Consider the following 16,139-nt stretch of genomic DNA (forward strand, 5'->3'; position numbering starts at 1 on the left):
GGCGGGCGTACGGTGTTCTCGACAGACCAGCGGCCCGGGGCGACACTTGTGCGGCCCCGGGTCCAGGAGCAGGCCTCGGGAAGTCCTAGAGGAAGGTGTCCGCGTGCCCCGCCGCAGAATCGGCTTCTGGTACCGCTTCGCAGCGGTCCTCTGCAAACCCTGGCTGGTGGTTCTGATCAAGCGGGACTGGCGCGGAATGGAGCACATTCCGGCCGAGGGTGGATTTATCACCGCGGTGAACCACAATTCGCATGTCGACCCCTTCGCGTACGCCCATTTCCAGTACAACAGCGGACGGGTGCCGCGATTCCTCGCGAAGAGCGGGCTTTTCAAGGAGGGATTCGTCGGCGCCGCGATGCGCGGCACTGGACAGATCCCCGTCTACCGCGAGAGCACGGACGCGCTGAGCGCGTTCCGGGCCGCGATCGAGGCCGTGGAGCGCGGTGAGTGCGTCGCGTTCTACCCCGAGGGCACCCTCACCCGTGACCCCGACGGCTGGCCCATGACCGCCAAGACCGGCGCGGCGCGCGTGGCCCTGCAGACCAAGTGCCCCGTGATCCCCGTCGCCCAGTGGGGCGCCAACGAGTTGCTGCCGCCGTACGCCAAGAAGCCCAACCTGTTTCCGCGCAAGACCCACCATGTGCTCGCGGGCCCGCCCGTGGACCTCACCCGGTTCTACGGCCACGACATGACGCCCGAGCTCCTGAAGGAGGCGACGGAGGTCATCATGGCGGCCGTCACCGCCCTGCTGGAGGAGATCCGCGGCGAGAAGGCGCCCGAGAGGCCCTACGACCCGCGCCGGGAGCGGATCGAGCAGCGTCGCCGCACCCAGGCGGAGACCGGTGCGGAGAACCACGCGCAAGCCCGTCACGAGGGGGAGAACAGCAAGTGAGCAAGTCCGTGAAGGCGGCCGTCTTCGGCGCCGGATCATGGGGGACCGCCTTCGGCTCCGTCCTCGCCGACGCGGGCTGCGAGGTGACGCTGTGGGCGCGCCGCGCCGCGCTCGCCGACGCGGTCAACTCCACGCGCGCCAACCCCGACTACCTTCCCGGCGTCGAACTCCCCGCGAACCTGCGGGCCACCGCCGACCCGGCCGAGGCGGCCGACGGCGCCGACTTCGCCGTCCTCGCGATCCCCTCGCAGACGCTGCGCGCCAACCTCGCCGACTGGGCGCCCCTGCTGGCCCCGGACACCGTCCTGGTGTCGTTGATGAAGGGCGTCGAGCTCGGCACGACCATGCGGATGAGCGAGGTGATCGAGGACGTCGCCAAGGTGGGCCCGGGCCGGATCGCCGTGGTCACCGGGCCCAATCTCGCCAAGGAGATCGCCTCCCGCAGGCCGGCCGCGGCCGTGGTCGCCTGCACCGACGAGGCCGTCGCCCAGAGGCTCCAGGCCGCCTGCCACACCCCGTACTTCCGCCCGTACACCAACACCGACGTGGTGGGCTGCGAGCTGGGCGGCGCGGTGAAGAACGTCATCGGCCTCGCGGTCGGCATCGCCGACGGCATGGGCCTGGGCGACAACGCCAAGGGCTCGCTGATCACCCGCGGGCTCGCCGAGACCACCCGGCTGGGCCTGGTCATGGGCGCGGACCCGCTCACCTTCGCCGGACTCGCCGGACTGGGCGACCTCGTGGCGACCTGCTCCTCGCCGCTGTCCCGCAACCACACCTTCGGCACCAACCTCGGCAAGGGCATGACGCTGCAGGAGACCATCGCGGTCACCCGGCAGACCGCCGAGGGCGTCAAGTCCTGTGAGTCGGTGCTGGATCTGGCCCGCAGGCACGGCGTCGACATGCCGATCACCGAGACGGTCGTCGGCATCGTGCACGAGGGCAAGCCGCCGGTGGTCGCTCTGCGGGAGCTGATGTCGCGCAGCGCGAAGCCAGAACGACGCTGAGCGAACCCGGTGGGCGGACGCTGCCTCCCGGCCCTACCACCGGGTACTCTCAAGCCGATATGAGCACCGAGAACCTCCCCCAGAGCCCTCAGCAGCCCGTCCGCAAGCCGCGGGTGGCCGTCGTCTTCGGCGGCCGCAGCTCCGAGCACGGGATCTCCGTGGTGACCGCAGGCGCGGTCCTCAGGGCCATCGACCGGACCAAGTACGAGGTCCTGCCGATCGGCATCACCCGGGAGGGCCGCTGGTTCCTCACCGCCGACGAACCCGAGCGCATGGCGATCACCGACCGCCGTACGCCCGACGTCGACGAGCTCGCCGAGTCGCGGGACGGCGGAGTGGTGCTCTCCGTCGACCCCGCCAACCGCGAAGTCGTCTACTACGAGCCGGGATCGGTGCCCAAGGCGCTCGGCGAGGTCGACGTCGTCTTCCCGGTGCTGCACGGCCCCTACGGCGAGGACGGCACCCTGCAGGGCCTGCTGGAGCTCTCCGGCGTCCCGTACGTGGGTGCGGGCGTGCTCGCCTCGGCCGTCGGCCAGGACAAGGAGTACATGAAGCGGGTGTTCACCTCCTTCGGGCTCAAGGTCGGCCCTTACGTGGTGATCCGGCCGCGTGAGTGGGCACAGGACGAGCCGGGCGCCCGCAAGAAGATCATCGACCTCGCCGGTGAGCACGGCTGGCCGCTCTTCGTGAAGCCCGCGCGCGCGGGTTCGTCCATCGGCATCACCAAGGTCGACGACCTGTCCGGACTCGACGAGGCGATCGCCGAGGCCCAGCGCCACGACCCGAAGATCCTGGTCGAGGCGGCGCTGCGGGGCCGCGAGATCGAGTGCGGCGTCCTGGAGTTCGAGGACGGTCCCCGCGCCTCCGTCCCGGCCGAGATCCCGCCGCCGGACGCGCACGCCTACTACGACTTCGACGCCAAGTACATCGACTCCACCCCCGGGATCGTCCCGGCCCCGCTGACGGACGAGGAGACGGCGGAGGTCCGCAGGCTGGCGGTGGACGCCTTCGACGCGGCGTCCTGCGAGGGCCTGGTGCGCGCCGACTTCTTCCTCACGGAGGACGGCGAGTTCGTCATCAACGAGATCAACACGATGCCGGGCTTCACGCCGATCTCGATGTACCCCAAGATGTGGCAGGAGACCGGGATCAGCTACCCGGAGCTGGTGGACCGCCTGGTGCAGGCCGCGCTGCGCAGGTCCACGGGTCTGCGGTGATCCCCGGATGAACCGGAGCACCCGCTAGTCGGCGATCCCCTCGGGGATCGCCTTCTTGATGGCCGGGGCCAGTTCGATCAGGACCGAGGAGTTGTCGGCGTCCTTCGCCACCGTCACCTCGACGTAGGCGCTCCGACCGGCCGTGGTGAAGCGGTTTCCCCCACCGTCCCGCTTCTCCATCAGCCAGTCGACGCCGTTCACCCCGCCCGCCACCGCGTCCGGGTCCGCCCCCTCCGGGACCTTCGGGTCGATCATCTTCGGCGGCCGCGTGACACCGCAGCGCAGTATGATCGCGGAGCCTCCCCAGCCCGCGGTCAGCGCGGAGGCGGGCTCGGGATCGTGGCGGCTCTCACCGTCCACCTTCGACGGCAGTACCTTGTCCAGGTTCCGGCACAGCTGCGTGGCGTTCACGCCGGGGCTGGGAACCGCCGTCGACGCGCTGTCGTCTGCTGAGGAGCAGCCTGCGGTCGTGATCAGCAGGACGAGGGCGCACAGCCCGAGGACAGGGCGGTACCGGTGACGGAAAAGGTTCACCGGCCAAGGTTAGACGGGGGCTACAGATGGACCACCGGGCAGGTCAGGGTGCGGGTGATCCCGTCCACCTGCTGGACCTTGGCGACCACCAAGCGGCCGAGGTCGTCCACCGTGTCCGCCTGGGCCCGCACGATCACGTCATAGGGTCCCGTCACGTCCTCGGCCTGGACCACGCCAGGGATTTTGCCGATCTCCTCGGCGACGGTCGACGCTTTGCCGACGTCCGTCTGGATCAGGATGTACGCCTGTACCACGGAACCTCCAGGGCGGCCACGAGGATCATGTGGGGAAAAGGAACGCCACGGTATCGCGTCGCCGCGCGCCGCGGGGAGACCTACGAGGACCACGGCTCGCGCGCCGGGGTGCGGGGGCACGACAGAAGTCGACGGCTGTCTCGACCGTATCGAGGACACTGGGTATGCGCGACCGGGCACGGACAGGTACAGAAGGGGCCAAAGGGCAAATGAAGGGCACTGTTGGTGAACTCGGGGAGTTCGGGCTCATCAGGGAGCTCACCTCCCGTCTCACCACCACCCCCGCGGTCCGGGTCGGCCCCGGCGACGACGCCGCGGTGGTCGCCGCGCCCGACCGCAGGGTCGTGGCCAGCACCGACATCCTGCTGGAGGGCCGGCACTTCCGCCGCGACTGGTCGACGGCCTACGACGTGGGCCGCAAGGCCGCCGCGCAGAACCTCGCCGACATCGCCGCCATGGGCGCGGTGCCGACGGCCCTGCTGCTCGGCCTCGTGGTGCCCGCCGAACTGCCCGTGACGTGGCCGTCGGAGATGATGGACGGCCTGCGCGACGAGTGCCAGGTGGCGGGCGCCTCCGTGGTCGGCGGCGACGTCGTGCGGGGCGACATGATCATGGTGTCGATCACCGCGCTCGGCGATCTGCGCAACCAGGAGCCCGTCACCCGGGGCGGCGCCCAGCCCGGCGACCTCGTCGCGGTGACCGGCTGGCTCGGCTGGTCCGCCGCCGGGTACGCGGTCCTCTCCCGCGGCTTCCGCTCGCCCCGCGCCTTCGTGGAGGCCCACCGCCGCCCCGAACCGCCCTACCACGCGGGCCCGGCGGCCGCCGCTCTCGGCGCGACGGCGATGTGCGACGTCAGCGACGGGCTGATCGCCGACCTCGGGCACATCGCCGAGGCCAGCAAGGTCCGCATCGACATCCGGTCCGGCGCCATAGACATCCCCACGCAGATGCACGACATCGGGCAGGCCGTCGGCGTCGACCCCATCCAGTGGGTGCTCACCGGGGGCGAGGACCACGCCATCGTGGCGACCTTCCCGCCGGACGTGAAACTCCCCGCCCGCTGGAAGGTGATCGGCGAGGTGCTCAACCCCTCCGCGCTGCCCCAGGTGACGGTCGACGGGGCGCCCTGGACCAGCAAGGGCGGCTGGGACCACTTCGGGGACATGGAGTCATGACCGCCCGCGGGATCCCGCCCCGGGTGCTGACCGTGGCCGGCTCCGACTCCGGCGGCGGGGCCGGGATCCAGGCCGACCTGAAGACGATGCTCGCCCTCGGTGTGCACGGCATGAGCGTCGTCACGGCCGTCACCGCGCAGAACTCCCTCGGCGTGCAGGGGGCTTGGGAGCTGCCCGCGGAGGCGGTCCGCGCCCAGTACCGCAGCGTCGTCGACGACGTCGGCGTCCAAGCGGTCAAGACGGGCATGCTCTCCTCCGCCGAACTCGTCGAGACCGTCGCCGAGTTGCTGGCCGCGACGGACGCCCCCGTCGTCGTCGACCCGGTCGGCGTCTCCAAGCACGGCGACTCCCTGCTGGCGTCCTCCGCGCTGGACGGCGTGCGGACGAGGCTGCTCCCGCTGGCCACCGTCGCCACCCCGAACCTCGACGAGGTGGCCCAACTGACCGGCGTGCGGGTCGAGTCGGAGGAACAGCTCAGGGACGCGGCGGCCGCGGTGCTGGCGTACGGGCCGCGCTGGGCGCTGATCAAGGGCGGCCATCTGCCCGGCGACGCCGTGGACCTGCTGACCGACGGCGTCGAGGAGCACTGGCTGCGCGCCCCCCGGCACGACAACCGGCACACGCACGGCACCGGCTGCACCCTCGCGTCGGCCATCGCCGCGCAGCTCGCGAAGGGCCGGTCCGTGCCGGAGGCGGTGACGGCGGCGAAGAGCTACGTCACCGGGGCCATCGCCGCCGGGTTCGCGCTCGGCGAGGGCATCGGGCCCGTGGACCACGGCTGGGCCCTCACCCGGGGTACTGCGGCAGCGTGATGTTCGTCGCCGACCTCTCGGTGATCCGCTTGAGGAAGGCCGACATCGGGCGGGAGGCGAGCAGCCGGTACATCCGGTCCCGGCTGCGGATCCGCCGCTCGGTGGGCGGCGCGAGGAACGGGCCCGCGTCGCCCGAGGTCTTCTGGCAGCCCCTGGCGAAGTCCCGGATCCGGTTCTCGTACGCGGCGAACGCCGTACGGTGACCTCCGCCGGCCAGCGCGAGCTCACCGGCCAGGACATACGCGCCGACGACCGCCACCCCGGTGCCCATGCCGCCCGTCGTGGCCCCGTAGCCCGCGTCCCCGAGCAGCGCCCCCCGGCCGCGGCCCCGATCAGGACGCGAGCGGCGGGGCGGACATCCGGGCCGCGTCCTCGACGAGGTGTTCGCGGCGCGGGGCCGCGGGCCGCCGGGGCGACGGGGCGACGGGCGTGCCGTCGTCGGTGCGGAGGTCGAGGCCGCCCAGGATGCCGAAGCGCGTTCACCGGGGTCTGGCAGGCGCGCAGATCCCGGGCACCGCGACGAAGACCACGAGCGCAGCAAAAAGCCGGCCCACACCAGGTGGACCGGCTCGATGCAGCGAACCAGCAGTGGCCGCGCGCGATGGGGGTCCCCCCAGCTCGAGCGGACTCGAGAGCAGGGGGATGTGCGTCAGCGCGAGACCTTGCCGGCCTTGATGCACGAGGTGCAAGCGTTCACGCGCTTCGGCGTCCCGCCGACCACGGTACGGACGCGCTGGATGTTGGGGTTCCAGCGACGGGACGTACGGCGGTGCGAAAACGAGATGTTGTTGCCGAAGCTCGGCCCCTTGCCACAGACGTCGCAGTTGGCAGCCACGGGTCACTCCAAAGACTTCAGATGCACTTACGGATGATCCCGGCATGCCGGAATCAGGATCTAGGATCTGAGTGGCGGTGCCAGGGGGACGGCCCGATGCGGATCGGGCAACCGGAGCAGCATACAACGGCTGCGCCGGTACAACGAAACTACCATGGCTGCTCAGGGGCCCGGCCCCCGCCCGGTGCGGCCCCCGTCCCCTCAGGACCGGCCCGGCCCGCTTTCCGCCGGACCCCCGCCCGGGGTCTACGCTGCGTCCAGTCCAGCAGCCAGGGAGGCGCAGGTGGCGCAGGTGCCGCAGACATTCTTCGATGCTCTCGCGGTGCGCACCTGGTGCGGCCTCGCCCTCGCGGCGCTGGGGCGGGCGCGTGAGGAGATCGACGCGATCAACGTCTACCCGGTCGCGGACGGGGACACCGGCACCAACCTGTATCTGACCGTCGAGTCCGCGGCGACCGCCGTCGAGGCGGTGTTCGCCGGGTACGAGGCCGGTGCGGGCGCCGGTTCCGCGCCCGCCGGGAAGCCGGCCCTCGCCGACGCCGCCCGCGCGATGGCGCACGGCGCGCTCATAGGCGCGCGCGGCAACTCGGGGACGATCCTGGCCCAGCTGCTGCGCGGCATGGCCCAGGTGCTCGCCGCCGAAGGTGAGGCCTCTCACACCGACGGACGTGGACTGCGGCTGGCCCTTCGGCGTGCGGCCGACTCCGCCCGCCAGGCCGTCGCCCACCCCGTCGAGGGCACCGTCCTGTCGGTCGCCTCGGCCGCCGCGGACGCCGCCGAGACGGCGGTGGGAGCACAGGGCACGGAGGGCGACTGCGGGATCGTCGCCCGGGCCGCCTACCAGGGAGCCTGCGCGGCGCTTGCCGCGACCCCGGGCCAGCTGGCCGTCCTGGAACACGCCGGGGTCGTCGACGCGGGCGGCCGGGGACTGGTCGCGGTGCTCGCGGCGCTGGTGGAGACGTTCACCGGGGAGGCGCCCGGGTTCTCCGCGGTCGCGTCCGGGGGCCCCGCGCGCGAGGGGCGCGAGGGGACGGTCCCGGGCGGCGACGGCGAGGGCCGCGCGGAGGACTGCGGCGACGGGCCGCAGGACGGGGACGGTCCCGCCTTCGAGGTGATCTACCTGCTGGAGGCCGAGGACGCCGCGGTGGGGCGGCTGCGCCGACGGCTGGACGCCCTGGGCGACTCGCTCGTCGTGGTCGGCGGCGACGGCCTGTGGAACGTCCATGTGCATGTCGACGACGCGGGCGCCGCCGTGGAGGCCGGCGTCGACGCGGGCCGGCCCTACCGGATCCGCATCACGCACTTCGGCGTCGGCGACGCGCACACGCGCGGGAGCGAGCGTCCGCCCCGCGAGCGCGTCCAGCGCGCGGTCGTCGCCGTCGTGCCCGGCGAAGGCCTGGCCGGGCTCTACGCCGAGGCGGGCGCGACCACCGTGCTCGCGCGCCCCGGAGAGCCGCCCGCCAGCGGCGAGCTCGTCCAGGCCGTACGGCGGGCCCACGCGCGCGAGGTCGTCCTGCTGCCCAACGACGCCGACCTGCGCCACACCGCCGCCGCGGCGGCCGAGCAGGCCCGCACGGAGGGCATCCGGGTCGCCCTGATCCCGACCCGCTCGGCGGTCCAGGGGATCGCCGCCCTCGCCGTCCACGAGCCCGACCGCCGCTTCGACGAGGACGTCGTCTCGATGACCTCGGCGGCCGGCGCGACCCGCCACGCAGAGATCGTCGTGGCCGAGCGCCAGTCGTGGACCATGGCCGGCATCTGCCAGGCCGGCGACGTCCTCGGACTCGTCGACGGCGACGTGGCCGTCATCGGGTCCGATGTGACCGCCACCGCCGAGACGGTCCTGAACCGCATGCTGTCGGCCGGCGGCGAACTCGTCACCCTCGTGCTGGGCGACGAGGCCCCCGAAGGCGTCGCCGAGCACCTGGAGGCACGGGTGCGGGAGGCGTACCTCGCGGTGGACACGGTGGTGTTCCGGGGTGGCCGACAGGGGGCCCTGCTGCTGATCGGCGTCGAGTAGCCCCGCCCGCCCCGCGAGCCGGTGCCCACGGGGACGGGGGACAGGGGGCAGGGGGCAGGGAGGCAGAGGGACAGGGGGGCCTTCAGTGGCCCTTCTGCTCCTCCGCCACCTGCAACAACTGCTCCGCCTCGGCCCGCCGGGCCCGCGCCGTCTCGTCCTCGCCCTGTCCGGCCCGGTCGCCGCCGTGTCCACCGAGTTCACCGAGTTCACCGTGTTCACCGTCCCGGCCGTGTTCGGCGTCGGCGCCCGCCCCGGCGCGCGTCTGCGCGTCCGCGTAGGAGCGCAGCACCGCACGCGCGCGTGCCGCCGCCTCCGCCGGGCGCCCCAGGTCGCTCTCCAGCCAACCGGCCGCCAGCTCCGCGCCGGTCCGGGCGTGCAGGGCGCTGTCGCCCAGGGCGACGAACACCGCGACGGCCTCGGCCATTTGGGAGAGCGCCTCGTCCAGGGCGGCCCGGATCGAGTCGTCGTCGGCATCCTCGGAGGCGGAGCGGGCCAGCAGATCCCCGAACTGGCGGTGGGTGTCCCCCAGTTCGGCGACGAGCCGCCGGCGCACCTCGTCGTCGCGCGCCGCGTCGAACGCGTCCGCGCACTCCTCCAGGGCGGCCGCCATCAGGTCGCGCGCCGTGCCCGTGCCGTCCTCGGCGCGCAACGCCAGCCACGCGCGGGCCCGCAGCGAGCGGACCAGGCCGTGGACGTTGCCGAGCTCGCGCCACAGTGCGCCCGCGCGCGCGTAGGCCCGGTCCGCCTCGGCGTGCAGGCCGGCCTGGCCGAGCGACTCGGCGGCCAGGTGCGCCAGGGTCGCGTGGTCGTGCTGTTCGGGCCAGTGCCGGGCGATCTCGGCGGCCTGCAGCCGCCGCTCCGCGGCGTCCCGGTGGTCCCCGAGCTCGCTGAGACAGTCGCCCAGCCACCACTGCGTCTGGACGACCGCGCCGTCGCCGTGCGTCTCGGCGCTCAGGTCCACGAGCGCCGACTCCAGCACCTCCGCGGCCTCGGCCCAGCGGCCCTGCCGCACCAGGTATCCGCCGAGCTGGTGCCGCGCCCACGCGCCGAAGGTCGGGCCCACGCCCGCCTCGTCGGCCCAGTGCGCCGCCTCCAGGGCGTGTTCCGCGGCCTCGGCTGCCTCTCCCCGGCCCCCGACCACCTCGGCGAGCTGCAGATGCAGCTGAGCCCGGCCCACCGCCTCCAGGAACGGTCCGCCGTGCTCCAGCGCCGCCCGCAGCGCCCGCTCCGCCTCCACCATGTCGTCCAGCTGGTGGGCGATACCGGCCAGCCGGGCCTCGTACTCCACGGCGAACCACGGCAGGCCCGCCGCGACGAACTCGTCCGCGGCCCGAGCGAACAGCTCCACGCCCTCTTCCGGATCCTCCGACCGCACCGCCAGCTCGGCGAGCATCGCGTGGCCCTCGGCGACCCGGGCGGCGAGTCGTACGTCGTCTCCCGCCCGGCCCTCCACCAGCGCCAGCAGCTCCCGCACGGCCGCCTCCGCCGCCGTCAGGACGGCGTCCTGCGCCGGTCCCTCGGCCTCGTGGACGCGCCGCATCAGGATCCGGGCCCGCGCCATCAGCACGCCTGCCGCCTGCGGCACCTGCGTGCCGCCGTCGGCGTACAGGGCGAGGACCCGGTCGTAGGGGCCGGCCACCGCGGCGACCGCCTCGTCGACCTCGCCGGCGAGCGCCCGCACGTAGGCGGCACGCGCGCGTGCCGCCAGAGCCTCCCCGGGGTCGCCCGCCCGCGCGTACAGCTCGGCCGCCCGCTCGAACCTCTCCGCGCCCTCCGCGCCGAGACCGATCGCCTCGTGGTCGGCGATCTCCGCGCGGTCACGCGCCTCCAGCTCCACGCCCTCCGAACCCGCGGCCGCCTCGGCCACCCGCGCCCATGCCTCTACGGCGTGCGGCTGGAGGGTGTCCGACAGCCGCCGGGCCTCGACCAGCAGAGCCGCCAGCTCCGGCTCACCGGACTCCACAGCCGGAGCCGGAGCCTGCGCCGGGGGCGTCGCCGCGGCCGCGGCGGACACCGGGCGCGCGGCCCGTACCCCCAGGGGAAGCCGTTCCACCAGGGGCCGCTGCGCCATCCGCGCGCGTGCCCGCTCGCTGACGTGCCGCGTGCCGTTGCGCTCGTCGAAGCGCGCGGCCAGCGCGAGCGCCTGTGCGCGCGCATGGTCCGCGAGTTCGGCGGCGGTCCACTCCCGGCCGGCCGGCCCGGGCACCCGCTGACCGCCCAGCCCGAGCTCGGCCAGCCGCTCCATGAGCAGCACCACCACGCTCAGGAACTCCAGCTTGCTGCGCGGATGCCCCTCGTCGGTGAAGTACGCGGGCCGCTCCGCGAGCAGTTCCAGACCACGCGCCTCGTTACCGGTCAGCGCGCAGAACTCGACGTGGTCGGCGTAGGCGCCCCGCATCGACTCCATGGGCCGCACCAGCCGGAACCCGCGCAGATGGTGGGCGCGGGCCTCCTCCGGGCGGCCCAGCCGCAACAGCGGCACCAGGGACGAGGCGAGCACGGTGTGCGGCTCGTGCGCGCACGAGTACTCGCCCTCCAGGACCGGCGCCCACACCCTCAGCGCCTCGGCGTCCCGGCCGCGCTCCGCCTCCCACCAGCCCTGCCCGTGCAGCTCGCACGCGTGGCAGTCGGCCATGGTGTCCCGGTCCGCGGCCAGCCAGGCGGCGAAAGCCCGCTCGGCCCGCTCCACGTCCCCCACGTGCGCGGCGACGCTGAACTCGGCGCTGCGCACCGCCCGCTCGGAGTGCCCGGCGAGGCGGTAGCGGTGCTCCATCTCGCCGAGCCACTTCTCCACCGACGCCAAGGGCACGTGCGGCTGGTCGAGCATCCCCGCCGACATCCACTTGAAGACCCAGTGCAGCGAATGCGTCTCGTACGCGTCGAAGTCCTCGGGCCGCTCGTCCCACATGCGCAGCAGCCGCGCGAACGGGACGAACATCTTCGCCTTCTCGGAGCTGTAGTTGTAGACCTTCAGCTGGTGCCCGAGCGCCTCGATCACGGCCAGCGGGATCTTCAGCTTCTCGGCCTCCAGCAGCAACTGCTCCGCGCGCGCGTTGCGGGCCGGCCCCTCCGGCTGCTCGCCGTTCTCCGCCATCGCCCGGCGCAGGGAGTCGAAGTCGGTGATCTCACTCATCGTCGGCCGCCCGTCCCTCCGTCGGCTCCCGTTGGGCCGACTCCCCATGTGTGGCCCATTCCAGAAGGCCGATGAACGCCCGGTTCAGCAGCGCCGAGTCCGCCGGGCGCAGGGGCCGCTGCGCCATCAGCAGCGCCTGCCCGTACAGGGACTCGGTGGCCGTGCCGATCAGCTCGGGATCGTGCAGCGAACCGATCCGCCGGATCAGCGGGTTGAGATGGTTGAGGACCAGACGCGCGCGCGGGGCGCTCCCGCGCAGCGAGCCCAGGATGCCCGCCCACAGGTCGTCGGCCTGCTCCTCGGCCTGCGCGCGCGCCTGCTCGTGCCGGGCCGCCCGATCGTCGAGATGCAGCGCGGGCACCGACAGCGGGTGGAAGGCCCGCAGGACGACGTCGCAGCCCAGCGGGTGCAGTTTCGCCCGCGCGGCCGCCAGGAAACCCGCCAGCGCCAGCTCGTCGGCCGGGTCGACGCCGTCCAGGTGGGCGGTCACGGTGTCCGCGTCCAGCTCGGCGACCACGGTCCCCGGCCGCACCGAGGGCAGCGCCTCCACCAGCTCGCTGTCGTACGTGTAACCGCCGTTGACCACCCCGACGCCCTGCGCCGACGCGATCGGCGCGACCTGCCGGTACTCCTCCACGGTCCGGGTGAAGTGCACCACCGGGTGGCGCTGGGCGAACTCCTCCAGCGACAGCCGCCCGTCGGTGGTCTCGAAGGGCAGCCACGGCAGCATCGTGCGCAGCATCTCCTGGTCGTGCCGCGCCAGGGACTTCACACCGAGGTGGTGCACCGCCAGGAAGGCCGCGAGCCGCTCCGGATCGCCGGCGGCCAGTCCCGTCAGCCAGGACCGGATCCGCCCGCCGAGCGCCTCGCGCACGGCGGCCAGCGTCTCGTCCTCGTACAGCGACTCCCGCGAGGCCGTCGGGCGCAGGCTGTCGGTGTCCAGCACGCAGCGCACGAAGAACGCCCAGTCGGGCAGGAGCTGTTCGCCGCGCTCGGTCAGCAGCATGCCCTTGAGATGCACCCGGTGACCGCCGCGCTGCGCCGGGCTGACCGCCGACGGCAGCACGTACGCCACGCCGCGGATCCCCGCCAGCGGCACGTCCAGCTCGATCGCGTCCAGCGGTGTGAAGCCGAACAGCTCGTGACAGTGCCGGGCCAGCGCCACGCGCCGGTTGGCGGGGGAGGGGTACGCGCGGTCCCAGGGCGCGGGCAGATCGGTGACCGCCTCGTCGCCGACCCGGACGTCGTAGGGCAGCAGCGACCCGAAGTCCCGGGCCAGCGCCAGCACCCGCGGCTCGGCGAGCCACTCCGCGGCGCCGGCCCGTGCCACCAGGTGGACGGTGGTGCCCGGCTCGGGGCGCTCCTCGTGGGGCAGCGTCCGCACGGTGTACGAGCCGTCGTCGCGCGCCGTCCACTCCACGGGCGGCGCGTCCGGCGTACGGGCGCTGCGGCTGACCACCCGGATCCGCTCGGCGACCACGAAACAGGCCAGCAGCCCGATGCCGAACTGCCCGAGGAAGTCCGAACGCACGTCCTGCAGACCCTCGGCCCGCTTGGAGCTGCGCCCGATGGTGGCCAGCAGGCTGTGCACGTCGGCCTCGGTGAGCCCGACGCCGGAGTCCTCCACCCGGAGCCCGCCGTCCGCCGCGAACAGCCGCACCCGCGCCGGGGCGTCGGGCTCCTCGGCCCGCCGGGCGGTGATGGCGTCCACCGCGTTCTGCAGCAGCTCGCGCAGGTAGACCTTCGGACTGGAGTAGAGGTGATGGGACAGCAGGTCCACCAGGCCACGCAGGTCGACCTGGAACGTATGAGGCTGCTGGGATGCCTGGGATGACTGTGAGGTCTGGGAGTCCATCGCTGCAGCGCCGCGGGCTGGGGAAGGAGCACGGCGCGGGGTCGGGCGGTCCCGGTGGGGCGGTGACCGCGGATGATGGCCGGGCGCGCCATCCTAGGGCCCGAACGAGCCGTCTGACCAGGGGTTTCGGGACACCTGTACGGCAATGTCAGTGTCGTGGTGTGCAATGGATCTCGTGCCCGCGCTGAACGAACCACTGGAACGACCGCTGAAGTCAGTGCTCGGCCCCGCCACCGCGAAGGTGATGGCCGAGCACCTCGGCCTGCACACCGTCGGCGACCTCCTGCACCACTACCCCCGCAGATACGAGGAGCGCGGTCAGCTCACACACCTCGCCGACCTCCCCATGGACGAGCACGTCACCGTGGTCGCCCAGGTCGCCGACGCCCGGCTGCACAGCTTCGCCTCCGCCAAGGCCCCCCGGGGCAAGGGCCAGCGCCTGGAGGTGACCATCACCGACGGCAGCGGCCGCCTCCAGCTGGTCTTCTTCGGCAGCGGCGTGCACAAGCCCCACAAGGAGCTCCTGCCCGGCACGCGCGCGATGTTCTCGGGCAAGGTCTCGGTCTTCAACCGCCGCCTCCAACTGGCCCACCCGGCCTACGAACTGCTGCGCGCCGACACCGAGGAGTCCGTCGAGAGCTGGGCCGGCGCCCTCATCCCGCTCTACCCGGCCACCGCCAAAATGGAGTCCTGGAAGATCGGCAAGGCGATCCAGACCGTCCTGCCCGACGCGCGGGACGCCGTCGACCCCCTCCCCGACTCCCTGCGCGAGGGCCGCGGCCTGGTCTCCCTCCCCGAGGCCCTGCTGAAGATCCACCGCCCGCACACCAAGGCCGACATCGCCGACGCCCGGGCCCGCCTGAAGTGGGACGAGGCGTTCGTCCTCCAGGTCGCCCTGGCCCGCCGCCGGCACGCCGACGCCCAACTCCCGGCCGTCCCCCGCAGGCCCGCCCCCGACGGCCTCCTCACCGCCTTCGACGCCCGCCTCCCCTTCACCCTCACCGAGGGGCAGCAGAAGGTCTCCAAGGAGATCTTCGACGACCTGGCCACGGACCACCCGATGCACCGGCTGCTCCAGGGAGAGGTGGGTTCGGGCAAGACCCTGGTCGCCCTGCGCGCCATGCTCGCCGTGGTCGACGCGGGCGGACAGGCCGCCCTGCTCGCGCCCACCGAGGTCCTCGCCCAGCAGCACCACCGCTCCGTCGTCGAGATGATGGGCGACCTCGCCGAGGGGGGCATGCTCGGCGGCTCGGAGCTGGCCACCAAGGTCGTGCTGCTGACCGGCTCGATGGGCGCGGCCGCCCGCCGCCAGGCCCTGCTGGACCTGGTCACCGGGGAGGCCGGCATCGTGATCGGCACGCACGCGTTGATCGAGGACAAGGTCCAGTTCCACGACCTCGGCCTGGTCGTGGTCGACGAGCAGCACCGCTTCGGCGTCGAACAGCGCGACGCCCTGCGAGGCAAGGGCAAACAGCCCCCGCACCTGCTCGTCATGACGGCCACGCCCATCCCGCGCACCGTCGCCATGACCGTCTTCGGCGACCTGGAGACCTCCGTCCTCGACCAGCTCCCGGCCGGCCGCTCGCCCATCGCCAGCCATGTCGTCCCGGCCGCCGACAAACCCCACTTCCTGGCGCGCGCGTGGGAGCGCGTGCGCGAGGAGGTGGCGGCCGGCCACCAGGCCTACGTCGTCTGCCCGCGCATCGGCGACGACGGCGACGAACCGGCCGACGCGAAGAAGGCCGGCCGCGGGAAGTCCGCCGAGGACGAGGCGGAGAAGCGCCCGCCGCTCGCGGTCCTGGAGGTGGCCGAGCAGCTGGCGAAGGGCCCGCTGAGCGGGCTGACCGTGGAAGTGCTGCACGGCCGGATGCACCCCGACGACAAGGACGCCGTGATGCGCCGCTTCGCCGCCGGGGACACCGACGTCCTGGTCGCCACGACCGTCATCGAGGTCGGCGTCAACGTCCCCAACGCCACCGCGATGGTGATCATGGACGCCGACCGCTTCGGCGTCTCCCAGCTCCACCAGCTGCGCGGCCGGGTGGGCCGTGGCTCGGCCCCGGGCCTGTGCCTCCTGGTCAGCGAGATGCCGGAGGCGAGCGCGGCCCGGCAGCGGCTCACCGCCGTCGCCACCACCCTCGACGGCTTCGAGCTCTCCCGCATCGACCTGGAACAGCGCCGCGAGGGCGACGTCCTCGGCCAGGCCCAGTCCGGCGCCCGCACCTCGCTGCGCGTGCTCGCCGTGATCGAGGACGAGGAGGTCATCGCGGAGGCCAGGCAGGAGGCCGTGGCGGTGGTCGCGGCGGACCCGGAGCTCAGCGCCTACCCGGGCCTGCGGACGGCCCTGGACGCCCTCCTGGACGAGGAGAGGGAGCAATACCTGGAGAAGGGCTGAACGGCTGCGG

The 16,139-nt window shown here is 73.4% G+C and carries 12 protein-coding genes and 1 pseudogene; 7 read left to right on the forward strand and 6 right to left on the reverse strand.

The window, feature by feature from the left end:
* The first annotated feature begins 103 nt into the window (after positions 1 to 103).
* From BG482_RS36385 to BG482_RS36395, 3 genes are read left to right on the forward strand one after another with little or no spacing between them, the layout of a single operon-like run.
* Complete coding sequence (locus BG482_RS36385; protein WP_069773493.1) at positions 104 to 892, forward strand: 1-acyl-sn-glycerol-3-phosphate acyltransferase; 789 nt, start codon at positions 104 to 106, stop codon at positions 890 to 892.
* Positions 889 to 1,899 carry an NAD(P)H-dependent glycerol-3-phosphate dehydrogenase gene (locus tag BG482_RS36390; protein ID WP_069773494.1) on the forward strand — a complete coding sequence of 337 codons (1,011 nt, stop codon included), beginning with the start codon at positions 889 to 891 and terminating at the stop codon, positions 1,897 to 1,899. The genes BG482_RS36385 and BG482_RS36390 overlap by 4 nt, the downstream gene beginning before the upstream one ends.
* A gap of 59 nt (positions 1,900 to 1,958) precedes the next feature.
* Positions 1,959 to 3,116 (forward strand): D-alanine--D-alanine ligase family protein, encoded by a 1,158-nt coding sequence (locus BG482_RS36395; RefSeq protein ID WP_069773495.1) that lies wholly within the window; start codon positions 1,959 to 1,961, stop codon positions 3,114 to 3,116.
* Positions 3,117 to 3,140: 24 nt separating this feature from the next.
* On the opposite strand, the gene BG482_RS36400 is transcribed toward BG482_RS36395, so the two are convergent.
* Together BG482_RS36400 and BG482_RS36405 are read right to left on the reverse strand one after the other, a co-directional pair.
* Complete coding sequence (locus BG482_RS36400) at positions 3,141 to 3,650, reverse strand: DUF3515 domain-containing protein (protein ID WP_069773496.1); 510 nt, start codon at positions 3,648 to 3,650, stop codon at positions 3,141 to 3,143.
* Positions 3,651 to 3,670: 20 nt separating this feature from the next.
* Positions 3,671 to 3,904: an Lrp/AsnC family transcriptional regulator gene (locus tag BG482_RS36405; protein ID WP_069773497.1), complete on the reverse strand. Its 234-nt coding sequence runs from the start codon at positions 3,902 to 3,904 to the stop codon at positions 3,671 to 3,673.
* 209 nt (positions 3,905 to 4,113) lie between these two features.
* Here BG482_RS36405 and BG482_RS36410 point away from each other — a divergent pair, with 209 nt between their 5' ends.
* On the forward strand, positions 4,114 to 5,079 hold the full coding sequence (locus tag BG482_RS36410) for a thiamine-phosphate kinase (RefSeq protein ID WP_069773498.1): 966 nt from the start codon (positions 4,114 to 4,116) through the stop codon (positions 5,077 to 5,079).
* On the forward strand, positions 5,076 to 5,891 hold the full coding sequence (thiD, locus tag BG482_RS36415) for a bifunctional hydroxymethylpyrimidine kinase/phosphomethylpyrimidine kinase (RefSeq protein ID WP_069773499.1): 816 nt from the start codon (positions 5,076 to 5,078) through the stop codon (positions 5,889 to 5,891). Before BG482_RS36410 ends, thiD begins: the two co-directional genes overlap by 4 nt.
* Here the strand turns inward: thiD and BG482_RS36420 are convergent.
* Together BG482_RS36420 and rpmB are read right to left on the reverse strand one after the other, a co-directional pair.
* Positions 5,866 to 6,216: pseudogene (locus BG482_RS36420) on the reverse strand (FAD-dependent oxidoreductase); the annotation flags it as partial. The gene thiD and the pseudogene BG482_RS36420 sit on opposite strands and share 26 nt — an antisense overlap.
* Before the next feature lie 324 nt (positions 6,217 to 6,540).
* Entirely contained in the window at positions 6,541 to 6,726 is a 186-nt protein-coding gene (rpmB, locus tag BG482_RS41920) for a 50S ribosomal protein L28 (protein WP_079041368.1), read from the reverse strand.
* Positions 6,727 to 7,009: 283 nt separating this feature from the next.
* Here rpmB and BG482_RS36430 point away from each other — a divergent pair, with 283 nt between their 5' ends.
* On the forward strand, positions 7,010 to 8,746 hold the full coding sequence (locus BG482_RS36430; protein ID WP_069773501.1) for a DAK2 domain-containing protein: 1,737 nt from the start codon (positions 7,010 to 7,012) through the stop codon (positions 8,744 to 8,746).
* An 82-nt stretch (positions 8,747 to 8,828) separates the two neighbouring features.
* On the opposite strand, the gene BG482_RS36435 is transcribed toward BG482_RS36430, so the two are convergent.
* Positions 8,829 to 11,879, reverse strand: a complete 3,051-nt coding sequence (locus tag BG482_RS36435; protein ID WP_069773502.1) for a hypothetical protein — start codon at positions 11,877 to 11,879, stop codon at positions 8,829 to 8,831.
* Positions 11,872 to 13,734 carry an HSP90 family protein gene (locus tag BG482_RS36440; RefSeq protein WP_079142598.1) on the reverse strand — a complete coding sequence of 621 codons (1,863 nt, stop codon included), beginning with the start codon at positions 13,732 to 13,734 and terminating at the stop codon, positions 11,872 to 11,874. Before BG482_RS36440 ends, BG482_RS36435 begins: the two co-directional genes overlap by 8 nt.
* A 166-nt stretch (positions 13,735 to 13,900) precedes the next feature.
* Between BG482_RS36440 and recG the strand changes: the two genes are divergently transcribed.
* Positions 13,901 to 16,129 (forward strand): ATP-dependent DNA helicase RecG, encoded by a 2,229-nt coding sequence (gene recG / locus BG482_RS36445; protein ID WP_069773504.1) that lies wholly within the window; start codon positions 13,901 to 13,903, stop codon positions 16,127 to 16,129.
* Positions 16,130 to 16,139 lie beyond the last annotated feature (10 nt).

Source organism: Streptomyces sp. LUP30 (assembly GCF_001746365.1).
Classification (GTDB): Bacteria; Actinomycetota; Actinomycetes; order Streptomycetales; family Streptomycetaceae; genus Streptomyces.